Here is a 23,106-nt window from a genome sequence, read left to right on the forward strand (position 1 = left end):
TCGACCCACGGGCGTTCAGAGCGAGCCGGCAACCCCGGCACCGCTCAGGGCTGCCACCCCAGAGCCCGCGAGATCCCCCGCGCCGCCACCCGCACCGCCGGGCCCAGGACCGGGACCTGGGCGTCGGCGTGGGGTACCACGATCGACACGGCGGCGGTCACCGTGCCGTCCGCGCCGCGTACCGGAGCCGCCACCGACAGGGCGTCCTCCGTGACCTGACGGTCGCTCACCGCCACCCCCGATCTGCGCACCTCGGCCAGCACCCGCCGCAGCCGCTCCGGTTCGTTGATCGTGTACGGGGTGAAGGAGGCGAGTTCTCCCGCGCAGTACTCCTTCTGGAACACCGGGTCGCCGTGGGCCAGCAGGGCGAGGCCGACCCCGGTGGCGTGCAGCGGCCAGCGGGCGCCGACGCGGATGTGCACACCCACCGCCGACCGCCCCGACAGCCACTCGATGTAGACGACGTCCCGGCCGTCCCGCACGGCCAGCTGCACGTTCTCGTGCGTCGCCTCGTACAGGTCCTCCAGATACGGCAGCGCGATCTGCCGCAGCGCGAGCCCGCGCGGGGCCAGCGCGGCGAGTTCCCACAACCGCAGCCCGACGTGGTAGACGCCGGACTCGTCCCGCTCCAGGGCGCCCCACTCGGTGAGCGCGCCCACCAGCCGGTGCGCGGTGGTCAGGCTCAGCCCGGCCCGCCGGCTGATGTCCGTCAGGCACAGCGCCGGGTGCTCGTGGTCGAAGGCCGCGAGCACGGACAGCAGCCGGCCGGGCGCGGTGGGGGCGGTCATGGCCGGGCGTCTCCAGGGTGGGCGAGATCGTAGGGGCGGGGGTAGGTGCTCGGGCGGTACGGGAGGTAGCGGGGCTCCGTCGTCGGGTCCTCGGCCCGCGCACGGGAGTCGAGGGCGCCCGGCGAGGTGTCCCAGCGGCCGGTGTCCAGGCGGTGCTCCAGGGTGTGCAGGGCGGCCAGTGTCTCGCCCGGGCTGAAGGTGCAGTGGCCCGGCGCGTCCACGTACGCCTGGCGGAGCAGCCCGGCGGCGCCCGAGGCGGTGGCGGCCCGCCGGTAGGCGCTCTCCGACTGCACCGGGATCAGGGCGTCGCCGGTGGTGTGGATGTTCAGCTGGGGGTCGGTGAGGCGGCCGGAGAGCACGCTGGTGTTCCGCATCCACCGCACCGCGGACGGGTCGGCGGAGACCCGGGGTGCCCGGCCCAGGGCCGTGAGGTCGGTGCGCAAGGACAGTCCCGCCTCCTTGTAGAGCTCGGTCACCTCTTTGTACAGCGGGGACCGGGCGAGCATCGAGGAGTAGTCGACGCCCGTGTTCCAGGACGGGTTGCCGCCCGCCCGGCTCTCGGCCTCCTGCCGCCAGCTGAACGCGGGCCGCTGGAGCAGGCCCCGTACGGCGGCGTACTGGTTGGACTGCGCGGTCTTCCAGTCGCCGGGGCCCGGCTCGGTCTGCGAGGCGTCGTTGTACCCGGGGATGTTGTGCAGGGCGGCGGCCAGGGCGATCCGGGCCCGGCCCGCGGGCGTCTGCTGGGCCGCGTCGACCTTGGAGGTCAGGGCCTTGCCGGCGGCGACCGCCTCGGCCTGGTCGGCGAACCCCGCGAGCCGCACACCGGAGTCCGGGGCGAGCAGGGTGCGCAGTGCGAACACCGGGTCCAGGGTGCTGTTCCAGTTGGCGACGCCGCCCTGCACCAGCCCGCACATCGACAGCGAGCCGTCGAACCGGCCGCCGTGCCGCTCGGCGAGCATGCTGGTGACGAAGCCGCCGTACGAGGTGCCCCAGGCGAGCGTCCGGCGGGCCGCGCCGAACTTCTGCGTGAACAGGTCCAGTGTGGCGAGCTGGTCGGGCACCGCCTCGGTGATCGCCCAGCCGTTCGTCGCGTACGACGAGCCGATCAGGGCGTACCCCTGGGCCAGCAGCTTGTCGCGTGCGGCGGAACCGGGCGCGTTCTGGGCCGGGTTGGGGGCACCGGCCGGGGTGTAGCCGTGGCTGTAGAGCAGGACCGTGCCGTTCCAGGACGCGGGGACGTCCATCACGTACGCGGCGCCGGAGGAGAGCCGGCCCTCCAGGTGGGAATCGGTGGCGGCGGCCTGAGCCGGCAGGGCGGTCGCTCCCAGGGAGAGGCAGGCGGTCAGCAGGGCGAGGCGGATCCTCAACGCGGGGTCCCTTCCAGGGCGGGGGCGGTGGTGGGGGAGTCCAAGGCGTCCGTGTGCGTCTCGCGCAGCCGCCACACGGTGACCGCGGTGACGGTCGCTCCGGCGCACAGCAGCAGCGACACCGGGGTACTGCCGCCGCCGGAGGAGGCCAGGAGGCTGCCCGCGATCAGCGGGGAGAACCCGGCGCCGATCAGGGTCGCCCCCTGGTAGCCGAGGGAGGCGCCGGTGTAGCGGACGCGGGTGCCGAACATCTCGGTGAGCAGGGCGCCCAGCGGCCCGTACATCGTCGACTGGGCGACGCCGTGGCCCACGGCCAGCGCGAGGATCAGCAGGCCGGGCGAGCCGGAGTCGACCAGGGCCAGCACCGGGAACGCGAGCGCCGCCGAGGCGACGGCACCGGCGAGGACGACGGGCCGGCGCCCGACGCGGTCCGACAGGGCGGAGGCGGCGGGCAGGACGACGAGGGCCACGCAGGAGGCGACGGTCACCGCGGTCAGCACCTGCGGCCGGGTGTATCCCTCGTCGACGGCGTAGGAGATCATGAAGCTGGTCAGCAGCGACTGGGCGGTGAAGGCGCCGATGCCCACGCAGGCGGCCAGCAGCACGGGCTTCGGGCGGCGCAGCACCTCCACGATCGGGGGCCGGTCCACCGGCTCCCTCCTGACCTGCGCGAACAGGGGGCTCTCGGCGACCTTCAGACGCACGAACAAGCCGACGGCGAGCAGCACGATGCTCAGCAGGAACGGCACCCGCCAGCCCCAGGAGCGGAAGTCGTCGTCCGGCAGCGTGGCGACGAGCGTGACCACACCGGCCGACAGCACGGATCCGAGCGGGGCGCCGAGCTGGGTGAAGCTGGACCACAGGCCGCGCCGGGTGCCGCGGGCGTGCTCGGCGTGTTCGACGACCATCAGCATCGCGCCGCCCCACTCGCCGCCGATCGCGATGCCCTGCACCACGCGCAGGGCGACCAGCAGCACCGGCGCCCAGACGCCGATGGTGTCGTACGTCGGCAGCAGGCCGATGAGGAAGCTGCCGGATCCCATCAGGACCATGGTCAGCAGCAGCATCGACTTGCGGCCCAGCCGGTCGCCGAAGTGGCCGAAGAGGATGCCGCCGAGCGGCCGGGCGAGATAGCCCGCGGCGAAGGTGCCGAACGCCGCGATGGTGCCGACGGCCGGGTCGGCCCGCGGGAAGAACAGCTCGCCGAAGACGAGCGCGGCGACGGTGCCGTAGACGAGGAAGTCGTAGAACTCGACGGTCGTGCCGAGCAGGCCGGAGACGGCGACGCGGCGCAACTGCCGTGAATCGGGGGAGGGTTGGGGGGTGGACGGAGATGGCTGCACGGTGGGCTCCCTGGGGACGGGGCGCGGTTGGTCCGTGAAGTTATGCACCCAACGTGCAGCCGTCAATCATTTGCACAACATCAGTTCAGGCCGTCCTCCGCGATCCGCAGCAGCAGCGCGTGCAACGTCTCCCGCTCGGCCGGCTCCAGCGGGCCCAGCAGTTCGCCGGTCACCCGCAGGCCGGCCTCGTCGGTGTCGCGGAGGAAGTCGCGGCCGCTCCCGGACAGGACGACGATCCGGCTCCGGCGGTCGTCCGGGGAGGGGTGGCGCTCGGCGAAGCCCAGCTTCTCCAGGTCGTCGACCAGGCCGACGATCGCGCTCGGGTCGTAGCCGAGCCGTGCGCTGAGTTCGCGCTGCAGGGCGCCGTCGGTGGTGGCGAGGAAACGCAGCACCGCGTAGTGGCGCAGGCGCAGGCCGGACTCCTGGAGGCAGGCGTTGAACAGCTGCCCCGAGCGCAGGCCCAGGCGGTACAGCAGGTAGCCCGTGTCGGCGTGCAGGCCGCGCATCCACGGCTCGTGGGCGTCGATGGGCTTCGCGGTGACGTTCTCGCGTGTGATGGCGGGCTCCCTGGGCTCGGTGCTGCTTCCTGCTGATTCCAGCATCCCGCACCCATGGGTCGGCAACAACTATTGACGACAACAATTATTGCTCTTAGCTTCGATCTCGCAGTCGAACCCGTGCGGCACGCAGCAGAACCCGCGGTCGAACCCGTGCGGCATGCAGCAGAGCCCGTGCGACGCACCGTCGAACCCGTGTGAAGGGACCCACCCGTGCCCAGCATCGATCTCTCCGGCAAGGTCGCCGTCGTCACCGGCAGCGGCCGCGGCCTCGGCCTCGCCTACGCCCACGCCCTGGCCGCGCACGGCGCGTCCGTGGTCGTCAACGACGTCGACGAGGCCGTGGCCGAGGCGGCCGTGAAGTCCATCGCGGAAGCGGGCGGCAGGGCCGTCGCCGAAGTCGTCCCGGTCGGCACCACCGAGGCCGCCGAGCGGCTGGTGAACCGCGCGGTCGAGGAGTTCGGCCGACTGGACGTCCTCGTCACCAACGCGGGCATCCTGCGCGACAGGGTCCTGTGGAAGATGACCGACGAGGACTTCGACGCGGTCATCACCACCCACCTCAAGGGCACCTTCACCTGCGCCCGTGCCGCCGCCGTGCGGATGCGCGAGCAGGGCGAGGGCGGCTCGCTGATCCTGGTCGGCTCACCGGCCGGGCAGCGCGGCAACTTCGGCCAGACGAACTACGCCGCCGCCAAGGCCGGCATCGCGGCCATGGCCCGTACCTGGTCGATGGAACTGGGCCGCGCGAACATCACCGTCAACGCGATCGTGCCGGTCGCCGCCACCGCGATGACCGAGACGATCCCGGCCTTCGCCCCGTACATCGAGGCCATGAAGAGCGGCGAGCCGCTGCCGGACTTCCTCCGCAAGGGCGAGGGCTTCGGTACCCCCGAGGACTGCGCCGCCCTGGTCCCCTTCCTCGCCTCCGAAGCCGCCCGCGGCATCACCGGCCAGGCCATCGGCATCGGGGGCGACAAGGTGGCACTCTGGTCGCATCCGCAGGAGATCAAGGCGGCGTACGCAGACGGCGGCTGGACCCCCGGCGCCCTGGCCGACGCCTTCCCCACCTCGGTCGGTGCCGAGCTCCAGACGGTCGGCATCCCGGCGCCGAAGTTCCCGGAGGCGTGATGGACCGCTCGATGAACGTCGACGACCTGGTCGCGATCGACGTCCACACCCACGCCGAGGTGTCCTCCAAGGGCCACTCCTCCCTCGACGACGACCTGCACGACGCCTCCTCCGCCTACTTCAAGGTCGAAGGCAAGCGGAGGCCGACGCTGGAGGAGACCGCCGCGTACTACCGCGAGCGGAACATGGCCGCCGTGATCTTCACGGTCGACGCCGAGTCCGCCACCGGCACCCCGCCCGTCCCGAACGAGGAGGTCGCCGAGGCGGCCGCCGCGAACTCCGACGTCCTCATCCCCTTCGCCTCCATCGACCCCTTCCGCGGGAAGGCGGGCGTCAGGCAGGCCCGGCGGCTGGTCGAGGAGTACGGGGTGAAGGGCTTCAAGTTCCACCCCAGCATCCAGGGCTTCTTCCCCAACGACCGCGCGGTGGCGTACGAGCTGTACGAGGTGATCGAGGAGACCGGCGCGATCGCCCTCTTCCACACCGGCCAGACGGGCATCGGTGCCGGGGTCCCCGGCGGGGGCGGTATCCGGCTGAAGTACTCCAACCCCCTGCACGTGGACGACGTGGCGGCCGACTTCCCGCATCTGAAGATCATCCTGGCGCACCCGTCCTTCCCCTGGCAGGACGAGGCCCTGGCGGTCGCCACCCACAAGCCGGGCGTGCACATCGACCTGTCCGGCTGGTCGCCGAAGTACTTCCCGCCGCAGCTGGTGCAGTACGCGAACACCCTGCTGAAGGACAAGGTGCTCTTCGGCTCCGACTTCCCCGTCCTCACGCCAGACCGCTGGCTCGCCGACTTCGACAAGCTGACGATCAAGGACGAGGTCCGGCCGAAGATCCTCAAGGAGAACGCCGCCCGCCTGCTCGGGCTGACGACACCGTAAGGGGCGTGACATGCGCAACGAGGGACTGGGGTCATGGCCCGCACGCCGGGCCCGTAAGACCCCGCACCGCACCGCCCTGATCCACGGCGACACGTCGGCCGACTACGCCACGCTGTACGGCCGCACCACCCGCCTCGCCCACGCCCTGCGCGCGCGGGGCGTGCGCCGCGGCGACCGCATCGCCTACCTCGGCCCGAACCACCCCTCCTACCTGGAGACCCTGTTCGCGGCGGGCACGCTCGGCGCGGTCTTCGTCCCGCTCAACATCCGCCTCGCCGGCCCCGAGATCGCCTACCAGCTCGCCGACTCCGGCGCGCGGGCACTCGTCTACGGCCCGTCCTACGCGGGTCTCGTCGCGGGCCTGCCGGGCAGTACGGACGTACGCCTCTACCTGGAGGTCGGCGGCGAGTACGAGGCGGCCGTCGCGGAGGCGTCCGAGGAGCCGGTCGACGAACCGGTCGGCGCCGACGACACCTGCATCATCATGTACACCTCGGGCACGACCGGCCGCCCCAAGGGCGCCATGCTCACCCACGGCAACCTCACCTGGAACGCGGTCAACGTCCTCGTCGACACCGACCTGATCGCCGACGAACGCGCTCTGGTCTCCGCCCCGCTGTTCCACACGGCGGGCCTGAACATGCTGACGCTGCCGGTCCTGCTGAAGGGCGGCACCTGCGTCCTCGTCGACGCCTTCGACCCCGAGGCCACCTTCGACCTCATCGAACGGCACCGCATCACCTTCATGTTCGGCGTGCCCACGATGTTCGACCAGGTGGCCCGCCACCCCCGCTGGCCCGAAGCCGACCTGTCCTCGCTCCGCATCCTCACCTGCGGCGGCTCCCCGGTCCCCACCCCCCTGATCGCCGCCTACCAGGAGCGAGGTCTGACCTTCCTCCAGGGCTACGGCATGACCGAGGCCGCCCCCGGCACGCTGTTCCTGGACGCCGAGCACGCCGTGAGCAAGGCGGGGTCGGCGGGTGTGCCGCACTTCTTCAGCGACGTCCGCGTCGTCCGGCCGGACCTCGCGCCGGCCGACGTCGGGGAGGTCGGCGAGGTCGTCGTGCGCGGCCCGCACGTCATGCCCGGCTACTGGGGGCTGCCCGAGGAGACCGCCGCCTCCTTCGCGGACGGCTGGTTCCGCAGCGGCGACGCGGCACACGTCGACGAGGACGGCTACGTCCACATCGTCGACCGCATCAAAGACATGATCATCTCGGGCGGCGAGAACGTCTACCCCGCCGAGATCGAGGACCGGCTCCTCGCCCATCCGGACATCGCCGAGTGCGCGGTGATCGGGGTGCCGGACGACAAGTGGGGCGAGGTGCCGCGCGCGGTCGTCGTGCCCCGCGAGGGCGCCTCGCTCGACCCCGACGAGGTGCTCGCGTCGCTCGCGGGCCGCCTCGCCAAGTACAAGATCCCGAAGTCGGTGGTCCTCGCGGACGAACTCCCGCGCACCGCCTCCGGAAAACTCCTCAAGTCCCGTGTCCGTACCCGCTACGGCAACCAGTAAGGATCCGCATGAGCATCACCGTCAACGGTCTCGACGAACTCAAGAAGCTCGCCGGCAGCGACCTCGGCACCAGCGAGTGGATCGAGGTCACGCAGGAGCGCATCGACACCTTCGCCGACGCCACGGGCGACCACCAGTGGATCCACGTGGACCCCGAGCGAGCCAAGGAGGGCCCCTTCGGCGCCCCCATCGCGCACGGCTACCTGACACTGTCCCTGTTCATCCCCCTGTTCACCGAGCTGCTGGACGTCCAGGGCGTGACGACGAAGGTCAACTACGGCCTCAACAAGGTGCGTTTCCCCGCACCGGTCAAGGTCGGCTCCCGCATCCGCCTGACGGCGAAGCTCGCCGAGGTCGAGGAGGTGCCGGGCGGCGTGCAGATCACCGTCGAGGGGGCCATCGAGATCGAGGGCGGCAGCAAGCCCGCCGCCGTGCTGCAGAGCCTCTCGCGGTTCTACGCCTGAGGCCGCGCGGGCACCAGGTCCAGAAGGCGTTCCGAGGCGTCGCGGACGAGCGGTGAGAGTCGCTCGTACACGGTCCGGAACGTCTTCTCGGCCTGTTCGGCCGGCCAGTCGTCCGGCAGGTGCCCGACGGGCAGCCGTGGGTCGCGCCGGACGATCTGCAACCACTCCGTCTGGAGCCGCAGCCGCAGCACGAGGGCGTCGTCGGCGTCCGGCAGGTCCTCCTCCCACGACTGCCAGCGCCGTACGAACCCCGCGTAGCGCCCGGCCAGGTCGGACAGCTCCCACGTCTCCTCGATCATCCGGCCGATGTCCGTGCCGGTGTCCGCGTGCGCCCGGAAGACCTTCACATGGGCGGACAGGCCGAGCTCGGCCACCAGGGCCGACACGTCGACCTCGCCGGGGGCGATCCACAGGCCGTTGAAGAGGGGGCCGAAGCCGCTCCAGGCCAACCGGGAGCGCAGGTCGTGCCGCTGGCGCTGCCAGGACTCCGGCAGGGAGAAGCCGAGCAGCGTCCAGGTGCCGTCCCACCGGCGGTTGACGGCACCCGTCCGCCAGATCCGCTGCTCGCCGTCGCGCAGCACCGCCTCCGAGCGCTCGGTCAGCCCGAAGTACATCCGGCGGCCCTCGCGCTGCCGGCGCAGCAGGTCACGGCCCGCCATGCGGCTCAGCGTGGAGCGCGTCGCCTGCTCGCCGATCCCGGCCCGGGCGAACACGTCGATGACGCTCCCCGAGTACACGCACACGTCACGGCCGAGCACCTGGTCGCCCAGGAACGTCAGCATCAGGGACTGGGGCCGCAGCGGCTCTTCACCGGTCACGCGGCCCACCGTACCTCCGCGCCATCCGTCGGTGACCTGCTGGTACGCCGGGTCAGGACCCTTCGACGTCCACGAACACCGGGTTCGAGTAGAACCAGGTGTCCGCCCATGGATCACCGTCCCCCGGCGCGTGCGGGACGGGCCCGTGCGGGTCGACCGCGGCGCCGAGGTAGCCGGCGCCGTTGCGGTTGCCGTCGCTGCCGCGCAGCCGGACGTAGAAGGACTCCTCGCCGGCGGTCAGCGGGATCCGCAGGGTATAGGTGCCCTCCCGGCCGGAGACCTCCTCGGTCCGCACGACCCGGGTGTCCGGGGCCTTCCAGCTGTCGCGGTCGGCGGCCGGGCCGCGCACCGCGCCGCGGATCACGTCCACGTGCGCCAACTCGGGCACGGTGCCCTGCGGGTTGGGCCGTGAGGCGGTCGTCACCGTGACGTTCAGGGTGAGCCTCTCGCCCTTGCGGACCCGCAGCCGGCCGCCGAGCGTCACGCCCCGGCCCCGGCCCCGGTCGCGGTCGCGGGTCAGGCGGACGTCGAGCCCGTCGAGCAGGTGCCCGTGGTCCAGCCACACCCGGCCCGCGCGCATCCCGGCCATCACCGCCCGGTAGCCGTAGCCGGTCACGCCCACGTGCGTACGGCTGAACTGGCCGGGCCAGAAGTCGCTGCCGGGCTGCGGGGTGCCGGTGTTCACCGGGTCGGGCAACTTCCCGGTGTTGTCGAAGGTCTGGCCGGGCTGCCAGTCGCCGTTCTTCCAGGTGTCGAAGACGATGCGGTGGGCGTCGGAGTTGGTGGTGACCGAGAACAGCCGGCCCTCGGCCAGCATCGAGTCCCACAGGCCGCCGACGGTCGCCGTCGCCCAGTCGAAGCCGCCGTAGGTCAGGTAGGCGTCCGCCGGGTAGCCGGGCCAGGACTGCGCCGACGGCTTGTTCTCGTACTCGCCGCGTATCGAGCTCGCGCCGCGCCAGCCGGGGATGGCGGCGCCCTGGGCACCGGGCGCGCCCTCCATGCCGATCATGATCTCGGGCGCCGCGTCCCGCCAGGCTCGCATCTCGTGCGGGGAGTCGATGCCCAGGCGCATGGGATGGTTGGCGAGCACCAGTACGTCGTCGACGTAACCCGAACGACGCTGCTGCGCCAGCCACTTGATGGCCTTCACGGCATGCGCCTCGTTGCGGGCGGTGTCCGCGTCGGCGGGGCCGCCCTTGTCGTAGGCGAGGAGCTTGCCGTCGTAGGCGCTCTCGAAGCGGGTCAGTACATCGACCTCGTGCGGGCCGGGCGCGGTGAACACCGTGCAGTGTTCGGCGGCCGGGATGTACCACTCCAGACCCTGGAAGATCAGCTGCCGCGGGTTCTGTGCCCGCGCCTTCAGGATCTCCCGGTGCTCCATCGCGGCCCCGAATTCGGCGTGCCCGAAGTTGGAGTGCTCGGTGAACACCATCCAGTCCAGGCCGTACTCGGCGCCCTTCGCGGCCAGCTGGGAGAAGGTGTACTTGGCGTCGTGGCTGTAGACGGAGTGGATGTGGTGGTCGCCGACGAGGTAGGCGAGGCGCGGGTCCTCACCGCCCGGCCGGCCGCTGTCACCGGCGGCCAGGGCGGGCGTCCGGCCGGTGGCCGCCGAGCCGAGGGCGAACGCGGCGCCGAACAGGCCTGCGCGGCGCAGCAGCCCGCGGCGGGACACGCCCTGCGGATCGAGGGCGGCGGGGGAGACGGACGGATCGGCCCAAGCGGGCAGCTGCTGCTCGGTCATGATCGGGGGCCCCTCGGAATCAGTGGTTCATGAAGGAGGTGACGGGCAGGGCCCGGGCGACGATCCGGACGTCGCCGAGCCGTCCGTGGAAGATCTGGTCGATCTTCCCGCCGTACTCGTAGCCGCCCAGCAGCCACGGGAGTCCGACGGAGGTGATGCCGACCGCGGACGCCTTGGGATTGCGGACCACCGGGCAGCCCTCGACGTACAGCGTGGTGTGCCTGCCGTCGTTGACGACCGCCAGGTGCCACCAGGTCTCCAGCGGCGTCTCCTGGCCCCAGTTGGTCGCGATGCCCTGCTGGTTCAGCGGGCGCATCGCCCACTGCGGCTCACGGTCGTTGGACAGTGACAGCGTTGCCAGCGGCTCGTCCGGGTCGTCGCCGGTCTTCCCGGCTGCGCCGCCCGTGCCCGTGCGCGAGACCAGACCCGACCAGGCGTGGTGGTCCGGGTCCCAGTCGGCGGGCAGCCGGTAGAACGCCTCGATGGTGTAACCGTCCTCGAAGGTGGCCCTGTTCAGTGGGGCGCCGTCGACGGTGCGCAGGTAGGCGCCCTTCAGTGGGGACTTGAAGCCCTGGAACTCGAGACTGCCGTGGCCCGGCTGGTCCGGGTGGTGGTCGGCCGACCAGCCCAGCGTGCCACCGCCCACCGTGACGAGGGACAGGTCGTTGCCCCGGCCGGACAGGTCGCGGACCGTGCCGGCCGTGCCGTCGACGGGCTTGTCGAAACGCCAGTACGCCACCGTGCCCGGCAGCAGCACCTTCGAGGCGGGCCGGGCCGGACGGGCGGGCACGGGCGCGAAACCGGAGAAGCGCTCCTCGAAGTCGATCTCGACGGAGAACCGGTCCGCGTCGCCGCTCAGCTCCATCTCCTGCCGCTCCAGCTCGTTGAGCCCCTTCGCGGCCCGGCCCAGGATCCACGGTGAGAGCGTCTCCACGTCGATGACGCCGCGGTCCAGGTCGAAACGGTAGAGACGGATCATCGCCGCGCCGCCGAAGTAGCGGTTCTGGTAGTTCGTCAGGTGCAGATGGACGTCGTGCCCGGCCGCGTTCTTCCGCGTCGCGCGCCCGGCGGGCCAGTAGTGTCCGCCGAGGGCCAGGAAGATCTGGTCGTGGTCCTCGATCAGCTGGTCCCACAGCTGCTGCCCGTAGTCCGACAACGTGTCGTCCTCCACGACGAGTTCGTGGGTCGTGAGGATCACCGGTGTGCTCGGATGCTTCGCCAGGACATCCTTCGCCCAGGAGTACCCCTGGGGCGACAGCCGCCAGTCCAGCGCGAGCACCAGCCACTCCCGGCCGCCCGCCCCGAACCGGTGCCAGGTGTTGTAGCCGTCCGGGGACGCGCCGCCGAAGGCCGGCTTCCCCTCGAACCGTCGCGGCCCGAAGGCGTCGAGGTACGGGGTCGCGCCGCGCTGGTCGGTCGTCGACGACTTCACGTCGTGGTTGCCGGCCAGGACGCTGTAGCCGACACCCCGCCGGTCCAGCAGCCCGAACGCCTTGCCGATCGCGGCGAACTCCTCCTTCGCGCCGTTCTGCGTGAGGTCGCCTAGGTGGGAGAGGAAGACGATGTTCTCCTGCCCGCCGTGCTCCAGCAGATAGCGCAGCGACGCCTCCACCGGAGCCGTGTCGATGCTCGGACCGTCGAAGAGGTACTGCGTGTCCGGCATCACCGCGAGCGTGAAGCGGCGGCTGCGCGGATCGGGACGCCAGTTCGCGGGCGTCGCCTGCGCGGTGACGGCCGGGAGAGCGCTCACCGCGGCGGCGGTCGCGCCGAGCAGCGCGGTGGCGCGGAGGAAACCGCGTCGTCCGGCACCGGCCTGGGGCGCTTCGCCCGGGTCGTGGTCATGCGAAACGCACATGGGTGCTCCATGGGTGACTGAGACATGGGTGACTGAGACGTGGGTGACTGAGACGTGGGTGACTGAGACGTGGGTGACCGAGGAGTGAGGGACTTCAGAGAACGCGCAGCGTCCAGCTCCAGCGATGGACGCCCGTCCCGACGAGGTGGGAGGCGAAGGTGTCGGGCCCGCAGGAGGCCGTGCCCAGCCCGCGGTGCGCCGCGTCGATGTGCACCACGCACCCGGCCCGCGGCACCAGTTCGTCATGGTGCGCGACGGCGGCGAGATCGGCGGCGCGATGCCGGGTCACGGAGACCTGGCGGGCCCGGTCCAGCCGCACCGCGAGACCGGTGGCGTCGGGCGCGGACAGCGTGAACCGCCTCACTCCGTGCCGTCCGCCGCTCTCCTGGGGCCGCAGATACGGCGTGAACAAGTCGTCCACCGGGAGGCGGTGGTGGCCGACCGGCGCACCCCCGGCCCGGTCCGGATACGACTCCCAGGGACCCTGCCCGAACCACTGAAGGAGATCCGGTCCGGCGGCCGTCTCGAACACGGTCCCCACCCGGGCCACGTCGTACAGCGCCTCGGGCAGCTCGGCGCACTCCTCGACGAGCAGCCCGTCCGCCACGGCCGTCAGCACCTGCTCGTGCCGGACGGTCCCGCCCGCGCACAGGTAGTCGGACACCACGGCCACCCGCCCGGGTTCGCGCCGCACGGAGACGACCTCGCGGGCGGGCGCGTCCAGCCCCCAGTCCCGCCAGCGGGCCGCCATGCCGCCCAGTTCGTCGTTGTCGGTCGGCGCCCGCCACAGCGACAGTGTGGGCGCGGCCGTCAGCAGCGGATGGACCAGCAGCCCGTCCTCGTCGACCTCCACCGGCCGGTCCGGGACAGGGGTGTGCTCGACCGGGAGGGCCGCCCGCAACCGCACCTGCGGCAGGCACACGACCGTGCCCCGCGGCGCCCACGGCTCGTCCCGGGCCGTCGTGACGCGCAGCGTCAGCCATGCCTCGCCACCGTCCTCCGGCAGGTCGAACGGCAGCGGCACCGCGGCCGTCTCGCCCGGGCCCGGAGCAGGCAGCTCGGCCGGAGCCGTCAGGACCGTGCCGTCGGCGAGGGACAGCTCCCACTCGCCGGACAGCCAGTCCAGGCCCCGGAAGTGCTGGTGGTTGCCCAGGACCACGCCCTCGTGCCCGAGGGAATCGATGCGCACCGGCGCGGCGATCTCCCGGTGCTCGAACATCACCGGTTTGGGAGTGCGGTCGGGGAAGACGACGCCGTCGGCGATGAAGGCGCCGTCGTGGTCGGTCTCACCGAAGTCGCCGCCGTAGGCCCAGCGATACCCGGGCGCGGCGACACCGTTGTCATACAGCCCGGCGCCCCCACGCCCGGCCGGTCTGCCGTCGTTCACACGCTGGAGGATGCCGTGGTCCCAGAACTCCCAGATGAACCCGCCCTGAAGACCCGGGGTGGTCTCGATGGCCGCCCAATGGTCCGCCAGCGTGCCGTTGCTGTTGCCCATGGCGTGCGAGTACTCGCACTGGATCAGCGGCTTGGTCTGCGTGCCGGACAGGGCGTGCGCGAGGCATTCCTCCAGCGGGGCGTACATCGGGCAGGCGATGTCGGAGGCCACGTCCGGATCGGCCCAGCCGCGCTTGGCGGCCCCCTCGTACTGCACCGGCCGGGTCGGGTCGTGGCGGCGCACCCAGCCCGCCGCCGCGTCGTGGTTGGCGCCGTAGTCGGACTCGTTGCCCAGCGACCAGACGATGACGGACGGGTGGTTCTTGTCCCGCAGCACCATCCGTGAGACACGGTCCACGAAGGCGTTCAGGTAGCGCGGGTCGTCGGCGATCTCGTGGGCGTGGTCGTGGGACTCGATGTCCGCCTCGTCGACGACGTAGAACCCGAGCTCGTCGGCGAGGTCGTACAGGGCCGGGTCGTTCGGGTAGTGCGCGGTGCGGATCGCGTTGAAGCCGAAGCGTTTCAGCAGGACGAGGTCCGCGCGCATGGCGTCGTACGTCACCGTCCGGCCGGTCAGCGGGTGGAAGTCGTGCCGGTTGACGCCCCGGATGAACACGCGCTCACCGTTGACCAGCAGGTCCCGGCCGCTGACCGCCACGTCCCGGAAGCCGACCCGGTGCCGGGAGGTGTCGGTGACCGTGCCGTCGGCCCGGTGCAGGCGGACGGTCAGGCCGTACAGTTCGGGCGTCTCGGCGTTCCAGGTGCGCACCTGAGGTACGACGGTGCGCAGCCGGGCCTCGCCGAGGAAGCCGGAGACCCGCTCGTCCTCGGCGTTGGCGCGGTCGAACTCCGCGTCCTGCGTGAGCAGGTGCCCTTCCAGCTCCCCGCTGACGTACCAGCCCTCGGACAGCGCCCCGCCCGTGTCCCGCACCCGGCAGTCCACCAGCAGGTCGCCGTCCCGCCGGGCCCGCACGGTCACGTCCGCGAGGTGCAGCGGGTCGACGGCGTACAGCAGCACCGAGCGGGTGATCCCGCCGTGCCACCACTGGTCCTGGTCCTCGATGTGCGAGGCGTCCGACCACTTCACCACGGTCAGGCGCACGGTGGCCCGCTCCCCGGGGCGCACCAGGTCCGTCAGGTCGAACTCGGCGGCCAGGTGCGAGTCCTTGGAGATCCCGACGGGCCGCCCGTCCACATGGACCAGCAGCACGCTCTCGGCGGCTCCGACCTGAAGCATGATCCGCCGCCCGGCCCACTCGGCGGGGACATCCACGGGACGCTCGTACACTCCGGTCGGGTTGGTGACGGGCACGTGCGGTGGGAACTCGGCGAACGGCATGCGGACGTTCAGGTAGCGCGGCAGATCGTCCGTGCCCTGCACGGTCCAGACACCGGGGACGCACGACGACGACCAGACCTCCCCGAGCGGGGCGTCGGGCGCGGGCAGCAGCTGGAAGCGCCAGTCGCCGTCGAGAAGGACGGCTCCGGGGCGCCGGTCGACGGCGTTCATCGGCAGCCGGCCCCAGGAGGTCACCTCGGGTGCTTCCCAGGGACGCAGGGCGATCAGGGGATCGGGGCGTTCGTCGGTCATGACCATTCCGAAGTCGGTGCGGTGGGGCGGGGCAGGACGCGGCCCTGCAGTCCCCAGGCGGGGTCGACGGGGATGCCGAGACGGTCCAGGACGGTCGGGGCGATGTCGACGAGGCGGGGCTCGTCGAGCCGGGTGCCGACGCGCCCGCGGGGCGCGTCGGGCGGGGTGCCTGCGGGCCCGCCGGGTTCGGTGAGCCGGAAGCCTCCGGGGCTGTCGGGCTCGGCGAGGATGACGAAGACCTCCCGTTCGGCGCGCGAGTCGCCACCGTGGCCACCGGAGTCGAGATGACCGTGGTCGGTGGTGATCAGCACGGTCCAGCGCTCCCGGGCGCGTCCGGGAACCGACGCCCGGGCCTCGATCGCGTCCAGCAGGTGCCCGAGGTGGGTGTCCTGCGCGAGGAGGGCCCGGTCGTAGGCGGGGGAGAGGGGGCCGGTGGCGTGACCGGCCTCGTCGGTGGCGCCGAAGTACACGAACATGACGTCCGGGTCGGACGTGGTGAGCCAGCGCAGGGCGGTGCGGGCGACGCGGCGGTCCGCCTTCTCGTAACCCCGGAATTCGCCGTTGTACCGCACCCGTCGGCCGATGGCCCGACCGAGGGTGCCCCGGCGGACCAGGGCCGGCCAGGACACCGCGGCCGCCGTGCGCAGACCGGGGCGGGCGGTGGCGGCGCGGGTCAGGAAGTCGGGGTGGCGGGCGTAGTCGGCGCCCCTGAAGTCGTTGCCGGTGACGCCGTGGCGCTCGGGCCACACCCCCGTGAGGATGCTCGACCAGCCGGGGCCGGAGTCGGTGTAGGCCGCGCCGGACGAGGTCTCGTCGTCGGATCGGCCGTAGGGCAGCAGGCTCGTGCCGACGGTGCCGTGGGCCATCAGGGCGTGCAGGACCGGGGCGTTGGCGGGTGAGCGGGTCAGCCGGTCGTAGCGCAGGCCGTCCATGCCGACGACGAGTACCTTGGGGCGTCGGGCCTCGGCGTTGACGTCCGTCACGGGGGTGCCTCCCTGGTGCGACCACTACGAGCTCGGGACCGGCTGCCGGTTCTTGGCTGCACGTCCGACGTGGCCGGTCGCGCAGTTCCCCGCGCCCCTTCCGGGGCGCACCCCGAAGGGGCGTGGGTCCTGGAACGTGTCAACTGCCCTGTACCGCCCCCTCCGTCGCGCCCGCGATGAAGCCGCGGGCGAAGAGCGTGAAGACCACGACCAGGGGCACGGACGCCATGAGCACACCGGCCATGACCATGCTGTAGTCGGTGGTGTGGCCGACGTGGAGCTGGGCCAGCGCCACTTGGAGGGTGAGGTGCCCCGGGTCGTTGAGGACGATCAGTGGCCAGATGTAGTCGTTCCAGGCGCCGACGAAGGCGTAGATGGCGAGGAAGGACAGGGCGGGCCTGATCATCGGCAGCACGATGTTCCAGTACTGGCGGAAGAATCCCGCGCCGTCGATGCGCGCGGCGTCGAGCAGTTCGTCCGGCACGCCGTTCTCGATGTACTGGCGCAGCCAGAAGATGCCGAAGGCGTTGGCGAGGGCGGGCAGGACCAGGGCCTTGAGCGTGCCGACCCAGCCGATGTCGGACATGAGGATGAACTGCGGCAGGACGGCCAGCTGGAGCGGCAGCATCATGAATCCCACCAGCATGGCGAACAGCGCCCTGCGGCCGGGGAAGTCGAACTTGGCGAAGACGAACGCCGCCAGGGAGTCGACGAACAGGACCAGGACGGTGGTGACGCAGGCGACGACGAGCGTGTTCAGCATCGACCCGAAGAAGTCGATGGTGTCGAGCACGTGCCGGATGTTCTCCAGCAGGTGGGATCCGAAGGTCAGCTTGGGAGGGCTCTTGTAGATGTCCTCGGTGGTGTTCGTCGCCATGACGATCGTCCACACGAACGGGAACACCGAGATCAGGACGGCCAGGGCGAGGACGATGTGCGCGGTCAGGCCCTTGGGGCGCCGGGACCGCCTCGGGGCCATTGCGGTCATGACTTCCTCCCGCGCTGGACGACACGCCAGTTGATGACGACCAGCACCATGATCAGTACGAAGAAGGCCCACACGATGGCCGCGCCGTAGCCGTAGTCGTTGTTCACGAAGGCCGACTGGTAGAAGTACAGGAGCGTGGTCAGGCCCGCCTGGCCGGGGCCGCCGAGGTTGGGGTTGGCGGCGTTGCTGCCGAACAGGACCTGGGGTTCGCTGAAGCTCTGCAGGCCGTTGATGGTCGAGATGACGACGGTGAACAGGATGATGGGCCGCATGATGGGCACGGTGATCCGGAAGAACGTGCGGACCGGTCCGGCCCCGTCCAGCTTGGCCGCCTCGTAGATCTGGGTGGGGATGGCCTGGAGACCGGCCAGGTAGATGATCATGTTGTAGCCGGTCCACATCCAGGTCATCAGCAGCGCGATGACCAGCTTGATCAGCCACGGATTGCTCAGCCACGGGACGGGTGGGATGCCGACCGTGCCCAGAATCGCGTTGACCAGGCCGAAGTTGTTGCTGAACACCGCGCCGAAGAAGATCGACACGGCGACGATCGAGGTGACGTTCGGGATGTACAGGGCGATGCGGTAGAAGCCCTTGAAGCGGCGCACCGAATGCAGCAGCGTCGCCAGCACCAGGGCGCCGAACAGGGTCGGGACGGTGGACAGCACCCAGATCACCAGGGTGTTGCGGATCGACAGCCAGAAGACCGGGTCGTCCCAGAGGAACCGGAACTGCTGCAGCCCCACGAACTGCACGGTGCCCAGGCCGTCCCAGCGCTGGAAGGAGAGGTAGAGCGAGTAGAAGACCGGGAAGAACGAGAAGACGCCGAAGATCAGGAAGAAGGGCGAGATCGCCAGGTACTGCCGCCAGTGCGACAGCACCCCGCGGCGCCCTGGCCGCACGGTGTCCGCGGGCGGGGTGCGCCGCGGGCGGAAGCGGGCCGGGCCGGGTCCGCCGTGGTGCCGGGGCACCGCGGCGGACCCGGTGACCGGAGGGGAGGCCATCGCTCAGCTCACCCCCTGTCGCCGGGCGATCTGCTTGGCCTGACCGACCGCGTCCTTCCAGGCGTCGTCGGGCTTCTTGCCCTTGGCCTCGATGCTGGACAGCTCGGTCATGAAAGGCGCCATGACGGCGGCGTCGGCGGGTGCCTCGTAACTGGCCGGGATGGCCTTGGCAGCCGGACCGAAGACCTCGATGATCTTCTGCCCGCCGAAGAACGGGTCACCGCCCGTCATGGCCGGCATGGAGTAGGCCGCCGGTGCGGCGGGGAAGATGGCGGCGTCGGTGAAGCCGCGGGCGTCGTTCTCCGGGCTGAGGATCCAGCTGATGATCTTGAACGCCTCTTCGGGGTTCCGGCACTGCTTGGGCAGGGCCAGGTAGGAGCCGCCCTGGTTGGCCGGTCCGCCGGGCATCGCGCAGACCCGCCACTTGCCCTTGGTCTTCGGGGCCGCCTGCTCGATGTCCAGGGCGTGCCAGGCGGCACCGAGTTCGGTGGTCAGGGTCTTGCCGACGGCGGCGTTCCAGGTGTTGTCGTTGATCTTGGCGTCGAGGCCGAGGGTGTAGGGGCGGACCGCCGTGGTCCACGCCTTGCGGATGTGGTCCTGGTCGCCGATGAAGTGGTTGTCCTTGTCGATGAACCGCTCGGTGCCCTGTCCGACCGCCATGGTGAACACCGAGCCGATGTTGTTGACCAGGTAGGTGCCCGGCACCTTCTTGCGCAGCTCGGTGCCGAGCGCGAAGTACTCCTCCCAGGTTCCGGCCCGGGCGGCGACCTTGTCCGGGTCGGTGGGCAGTCCGGCCTTGTCGAACAGGTCCGCTCGGTAGAAGAGGGCGGTCGGGCCTATGTCGATCGGGAAGCCGATCTGCTTGCCGTCCTCGGTGCGGGCGAGCTTGGTCTTCCAGTCCAGGTACTGGGACGAGATCTTCTTGAAGCCCAGGTCGTTCAGATCGAGGAAGCGGCCCGCGTTGGGCAGGAAGGACGCCATGTCCTCGCCCTTGATGCCGGTGATGTCGGGCACGGAGGCGCCCGCCGCGAGGGTGGTGGTCAGCTTCTGCTTGAAGTCGCCGCCGATGGAGGCGGCGGTCAGCTTCACCTGGCCGCTGAAGTGCGACTTTGCCTCGGCGACCACCTTGTCGCTGAGCGCGCCTCCCCAGTACCACAAGGTGAGGTTCTTGCCGTTCTTGCTGCCGGCCGAGCCGGAGCCGCCGCCGCAGGCGACGGTCAGACCGGAGGCGGCCGCCGTGAGCGCGGCTGCCTGGAGGAAGCCTCTACGAGAAAGGTCCACGGGTCACTCCTGTTGTTCCTGTTCGACGTGGAGAGGGGGGAGGGTCAGAGCGGCCCTTCGCAGGCGCGCGGACCCACGGGGGGATGAGGGGCGGGCGGGGTGACGGGGGCGTGGTGCACGGGCGGCCCGGGGTCGGCGGGGACGCGGTCGGCCAGGAAGCCGTAGGCGCGTCGCAGTTCCGGGTCGCTCAGGGAGCGCCACCAGCGTGCGACGCCGTACCAGCCGGGGGCCGCGAGGGCGCCGCCGTGGTGCCGGACGGACAGCCCCGCCGCGAGCACCGCGAAGCGCAGCCGCTCCGCGAGCGGCCAGCCGCCGAGGGAGGCCGCGACGAAGCTCGCGCCGAAGACGTCGCCGGCGCCCGTCGCGTCCAGGACGTCGGTGTCCAGGGCCGGCACCTCGGCGTACTCGCCGGTGATCTGGTCGACGGCGATGGCGCCGTCCCCGCCCCGGGTCACCACGGCGACCGGCACGAGCTCCGAGAGCGTGCCGAGCGCGGCCAGTGCGCTGTCGGTGCGGGTGTAGGCCATCGCCTCGGTCTCGTTCGGGAGGAAGGCGTGGCACAGGGAAAGCTGCTCCAGGAGGGCGGTCGGCCACTCCTGGGTGGGGTCCCAGCCGACGTCGGCGTAGATCTGCGTGCCGTTCGCGGCGGCCTTGGCGAGCCACTCGCGCGGCCGGGCCTCGAGGTGGACCAGGGCGGTCCGCGCGTCGGGCGGGTCGCCCATCAGCGCGTCCTGCGAGTAGGGCGGCTCCTGGCCGTGGGTGAGCAGGGCCCGGTCGTGGCCGTAAGCGACGGAGACGGTGACCGGGGTCGGCCAGCCGCCGGCCGTGCGCGAGAGCGAGAGGTCGACGCCTTCCTGGTCGCACAGGACGTCCCGGCAGTGCTCGCCGTAGAAGTCGTCGCCGAACACCGTGGCCAGACAGGTGCGCAGGCCGAAGCGGGAGGCGGCCACGGCGAGGTTCGCGATGCCGCCCGGCCCACAGCCCATGCCCCCGGTCCAGATCTCCTCGCCCGGGGTGGGCGGCTTGCCGAGACCCGTGAGGACGAGGTCGTAGAAGAGCAGCCCGGTCAGCAGCACATCGGGCCGGTCGTCGTCCACGGATGTGTCCTCTCGCTCACGGCTTCGACGGAGATCGTCAAAACTCTTCATTTCGGTGAGCGGAATCGTGCGCCGCTCGGCCGAGATTGGTCAATACCTGAGCAGAAATAAGCATGGCGATGATTGAAGATGACGAGTAATGTGCACGCCGTGCTGGCTGAACGACGACACCAACTCATCCTGCGGGCCCTGCGGTCCGGTGGTCCCGCGTCCGTGACCGACCTCTCGGAGCAGCTGGGCGTGAGCCCTGCCACAATCCGGCGTGACCTGGTCAAACTGGAAGAAGACGGACTGCTCACCCGCGTGCACGGCGGCGCCGTCGTGGAGGAGGGCGACCAGCCCTTCGCCGAGGTCGCCGAGGTGCGCGTCACCGAGAAGGACGCCATAGCCGAACGCGCCGCCGCGATGGTCAGGGACGGTCAGTCGGTGCTGCTGGACATCGGGACGACGGCCTACCGGCTGGCCCGGCAGCTGCACGGCCGCCGGCTCACCGTGATCACCAGCAACCTGGTGGTCTACGAGGAACTCGCCGACGACGAGGGCATCGAGCTGGTGCTGCTCGGCGGCATGGTCCGCCGCGAGTACCGCTCCCTGGTCGGCTTCCTCACCGAGGACAACCTGCGCCAGCTGCACGCCGACTGGCTCTTCCTCGGTACCAGCGGGGTGCGGCCCGGCGGGCAGGTCATGGACACGACGGTCGTGGAGGTGCCGGTCAAACGGGCCATGATCAAGGCCGGCGAGAAGGTGGTGCTGCTCGCCGACGCGGCGAAGTTCCCCGGGCACGGGATGGCGAAGGTCTGCGGTCCCGAGGACCTGGACGCGGTGGTGACGAACGAGCCGGTCGACGCGGCGACGCGTGCCTCCTTCCAGGAGGCGGGCGTCGAGGTGGTCGTGGCGGGAAAGGTGCAAGCGTGAAGCTGACGATTCTGGGCGGTGGCGGATTCCGCGTGCCGCTGGTGTACGGGGCGCTCCTCCAGGACCACGCCGAGGGCCGGGTGACCCAGGTCGTCCTGCACGACCTGGACGCCGGACGGCTGTCGGCGGTGACACGGGTCCTCGCCGAACAGGCGGCCGGCGTCCCCGACGCCCCCGAGGTGAGCGCCACCACCGACCTCGACGACGCCCTGCGCGGTGCCGACTTCGTGTTCTCCGCGATCCGCGTCGGCGGTCTGGAGGGACGGGCGAACGACGAACGCGTGGCCCTGGCCGAAGGAGTGCTGGGCCAGGAGACGGTGGGCGCGGGCGGCATCGCCTACGGCCTGCGGACGGTCCCGGTCGCCGTCGACATCGCACGGCGGGTGGCCCGGCTCGCCCCCGACGCCTGGGTCATCAACTTCACCAACCCGGCCGGACTGGTCACCGAGGCCATGTCCCGCCACCTCGGTGACCGCGTCATCGGCATCTGCGACTCCCCGGTCGGTCTCGGCCGCCGTATCGCCCGGGTGCTCGGCGTGAAGAACCCGGCGGAGGCGTGGATCGACTACGTCGGCCTCAACCACCTCGGCTGGGTGCGCGGCCTGCGCGTCGCCGGCCGCGACGAGCTCCCGCGCCTGCTCGCCGACCCCGACCTGCTCGGCTCGTTCGAGGAGGGCAAGCTCTTCGGCGCCGACTGGCTGCGCTCCCTCGGCGCGATCCCCAACGAATACCTGCACTACTACTACTTCAACCGCGAGGCCGTCCGCGCCTACCAGCAGGCCGAGAAGACCCGCGGCGCCTTCCTGCACGACCAGCAGGCCCGCTTCTACGCCGAGATGGCCAAGCCGGACGCCCCCGCCCTCACGGTCTGGGACCGCACCCGCGCCGAGCGCGAGGCCACGTACATGGCCGAGAACCGCGAGACCGCCGGCGCCGGCGAGCGCGACGAGGACGACCTGTCCGGCGGTTACGAGAAGGTGGCCCTCGCGCTGATGCGGGCGATCGCCCGGGATGAGCGCACCACCCTGATCCTCAACGTCCGCAACCAGCGCACGCTGTCGGCTCTCGACACCGACGCCGTCATCGAGGTGCCCTGCCTCGTCGACGCCAACGGCGCCCACCCCGTCACCGTGGACCCGCTGCCCGGCCACGCCACGGGCCTGGTCTGCGCGGTCAAGGCCGTCGAGCGCGAGGTGCTCGCCGCCGCCGACTCCGGCTCCCGCACGACCGCCGTCAAGGCCTTCGCCCTGCACCCGCTCGTCGACTCCGTCAACGTGGCCCGCAGGCTGGTGGAGGGCTATACCGAGGTCCACCCCGGGCTGGCGTACCTTAGGTGAGCGCCGAGA

19 protein-coding genes are annotated in these 23,106 nt (G+C 71.4%); 6 read left to right on the top strand and 13 right to left on the bottom strand.

The features are described 5' to 3' along the window. Nucleotides 1-44: 44 nt before the first annotated feature. From AB0B29_RS12200 to AB0B29_RS12215, 4 genes are all read right to left on the bottom strand, one after another. On the bottom strand, nucleotides 45-788 hold the full coding sequence (locus AB0B29_RS12200; protein ID WP_362237535.1) for an IclR family transcriptional regulator: 744 nt from the start codon (nucleotides 786-788) through the stop codon (nucleotides 45-47). Further along, nucleotides 785-2,155, bottom strand: coding sequence for an alpha/beta hydrolase family protein (locus tag AB0B29_RS12205; RefSeq protein WP_362237538.1), 1,371 nt, complete (start codon nucleotides 2,153-2,155; stop codon nucleotides 785-787). The genes AB0B29_RS12200 and AB0B29_RS12205 overlap by 4 nt, the downstream gene beginning before the upstream one ends. After that, nucleotides 2,152-3,498 (bottom strand): MFS transporter, encoded by a 1,347-nt coding sequence (locus AB0B29_RS12210; protein ID WP_362237541.1) that lies wholly within the window; start codon nucleotides 3,496-3,498, stop codon nucleotides 2,152-2,154. Before AB0B29_RS12210 ends, AB0B29_RS12205 begins: the two co-directional genes overlap by 4 nt. Nucleotides 3,499-3,578: 80 nt before the next feature. After that, nucleotides 3,579-4,004: a MarR family winged helix-turn-helix transcriptional regulator gene (locus AB0B29_RS12215; protein WP_362238663.1), complete on the bottom strand. Its 426-nt coding sequence runs from the start codon at nucleotides 4,002-4,004 to the stop codon at nucleotides 3,579-3,581. Between the two features lie 264 nt (nucleotides 4,005-4,268). Between AB0B29_RS12215 and AB0B29_RS12220 the strand changes: the two genes are divergently transcribed. Genes AB0B29_RS12220 through AB0B29_RS12235 form a run of 4 tightly spaced genes read left to right on the top strand, consistent with a single transcriptional unit; the run spans nucleotide 4,269 to nucleotide 8,050 of the window. Then, nucleotides 4,269-5,186, top strand: coding sequence for an SDR family NAD(P)-dependent oxidoreductase (locus AB0B29_RS12220; RefSeq protein WP_362237544.1), 918 nt, complete (start codon nucleotides 4,269-4,271; stop codon nucleotides 5,184-5,186). Nucleotides 5,187-5,197: 11 nt separating this feature from the next. Next, nucleotides 5,198-6,073, top strand: a complete 876-nt coding sequence (locus AB0B29_RS12225) for an amidohydrolase family protein (RefSeq protein WP_362237547.1) — start codon at nucleotides 5,198-5,200, stop codon at nucleotides 6,071-6,073. Nucleotides 6,074-6,083: 10 nt separating this feature from the next. After that, nucleotides 6,084-7,586, top strand: coding sequence for an acyl-CoA synthetase (locus AB0B29_RS12230; protein ID WP_362237550.1), 1,503 nt, complete (start codon nucleotides 6,084-6,086; stop codon nucleotides 7,584-7,586). A gap of 8 nt (nucleotides 7,587-7,594) precedes the next feature. Continuing rightward, a complete protein-coding gene (locus AB0B29_RS12235; protein WP_362237553.1) occupies nucleotides 7,595-8,050 on the top strand; it encodes a MaoC family dehydratase in 456 nt (151 codons plus the stop codon). Here AB0B29_RS12235 and AB0B29_RS12240 read toward each other — a convergent pair. From AB0B29_RS12240 to AB0B29_RS12280, 9 genes are all read right to left on the bottom strand, one after another. Then, complete coding sequence (locus AB0B29_RS12240) at nucleotides 8,041-8,868, bottom strand: PaaX family transcriptional regulator (RefSeq protein WP_362237556.1); 828 nt, start codon at nucleotides 8,866-8,868, stop codon at nucleotides 8,041-8,043. The two genes, AB0B29_RS12235 and AB0B29_RS12240, sit on opposite strands and share 10 nt — an antisense overlap. Nucleotides 8,869-8,920: 52 nt before the next feature. Then, entirely contained in the window at nucleotides 8,921-10,609 is a 1,689-nt protein-coding gene (locus tag AB0B29_RS12245) for a PHP domain-containing protein (protein WP_362237559.1), read from the bottom strand. Between the two features lie 19 nt (nucleotides 10,610-10,628). After that, nucleotides 10,629-12,464 carry a LamG-like jellyroll fold domain-containing protein gene (locus AB0B29_RS12250; RefSeq protein ID WP_362237562.1) on the bottom strand — a complete coding sequence of 612 codons (1,836 nt, stop codon included), beginning with the start codon at nucleotides 12,462-12,464 and terminating at the stop codon, nucleotides 10,629-10,631. Between the two features lie 94 nt (nucleotides 12,465-12,558). Then, nucleotides 12,559-15,492, bottom strand: coding sequence for a glycoside hydrolase family 2 TIM barrel-domain containing protein (locus AB0B29_RS12255; RefSeq protein ID WP_362237565.1), 2,934 nt, complete (start codon nucleotides 15,490-15,492; stop codon nucleotides 12,559-12,561). Next, nucleotides 15,489-16,475, bottom strand: coding sequence for an ectonucleotide pyrophosphatase/phosphodiesterase (locus tag AB0B29_RS12260; RefSeq protein WP_362237568.1), 987 nt, complete (start codon nucleotides 16,473-16,475; stop codon nucleotides 15,489-15,491). Before AB0B29_RS12260 ends, AB0B29_RS12255 begins: the two co-directional genes overlap by 4 nt. 139 nt (nucleotides 16,476-16,614) lie before the next feature. Next, the gene (locus AB0B29_RS12265) at nucleotides 16,615-17,454 is read right to left on the bottom strand and encodes a carbohydrate ABC transporter permease (RefSeq protein WP_436845846.1); all 840 of its coding nucleotides are present in this window, start codon (nucleotides 17,452-17,454) and stop codon (nucleotides 16,615-16,617) included. Nucleotides 17,455-17,459: 5 nt separating this feature from the next. Next, nucleotides 17,460-18,344 carry a carbohydrate ABC transporter permease gene (locus tag AB0B29_RS12270; protein ID WP_362238666.1) on the bottom strand — a complete coding sequence of 295 codons (885 nt, stop codon included), beginning with the start codon at nucleotides 18,342-18,344 and terminating at the stop codon, nucleotides 17,460-17,462. Between the two features lie 126 nt (nucleotides 18,345-18,470). Then, nucleotides 18,471-19,748, bottom strand: a complete 1,278-nt coding sequence (locus tag AB0B29_RS12275) for an extracellular solute-binding protein (protein ID WP_362237573.1) — start codon at nucleotides 19,746-19,748, stop codon at nucleotides 18,471-18,473. Between the two features lie 44 nt (nucleotides 19,749-19,792). After that, nucleotides 19,793-20,845, bottom strand: a complete 1,053-nt coding sequence (locus AB0B29_RS12280) for a carbohydrate kinase family protein (RefSeq protein WP_362237576.1) — start codon at nucleotides 20,843-20,845, stop codon at nucleotides 19,793-19,795. A gap of 150 nt (nucleotides 20,846-20,995) precedes the next feature. Here AB0B29_RS12280 and AB0B29_RS12285 point away from each other — a divergent pair, with 150 nt between their 5' ends. Then, complete coding sequence (locus AB0B29_RS12285; RefSeq protein ID WP_362237578.1) at nucleotides 20,996-21,760, top strand: DeoR/GlpR family DNA-binding transcription regulator; 765 nt, start codon at nucleotides 20,996-20,998, stop codon at nucleotides 21,758-21,760. Beyond that, complete coding sequence (locus AB0B29_RS12290; protein ID WP_362237581.1) at nucleotides 21,757-23,097, top strand: 6-phospho-beta-glucosidase; 1,341 nt, start codon at nucleotides 21,757-21,759, stop codon at nucleotides 23,095-23,097. Before AB0B29_RS12285 ends, AB0B29_RS12290 begins: the two co-directional genes overlap by 4 nt. The last annotated feature ends 9 nt before the right edge of the window (nucleotides 23,098-23,106 follow it).

The sequence above is a fragment of the Streptomyces tibetensis genome (assembly GCF_040647715.1).
Classification (GTDB): domain Bacteria; phylum Actinomycetota; class Actinomycetes; order Streptomycetales; family Streptomycetaceae; genus Streptomyces; species Streptomyces tibetensis_A.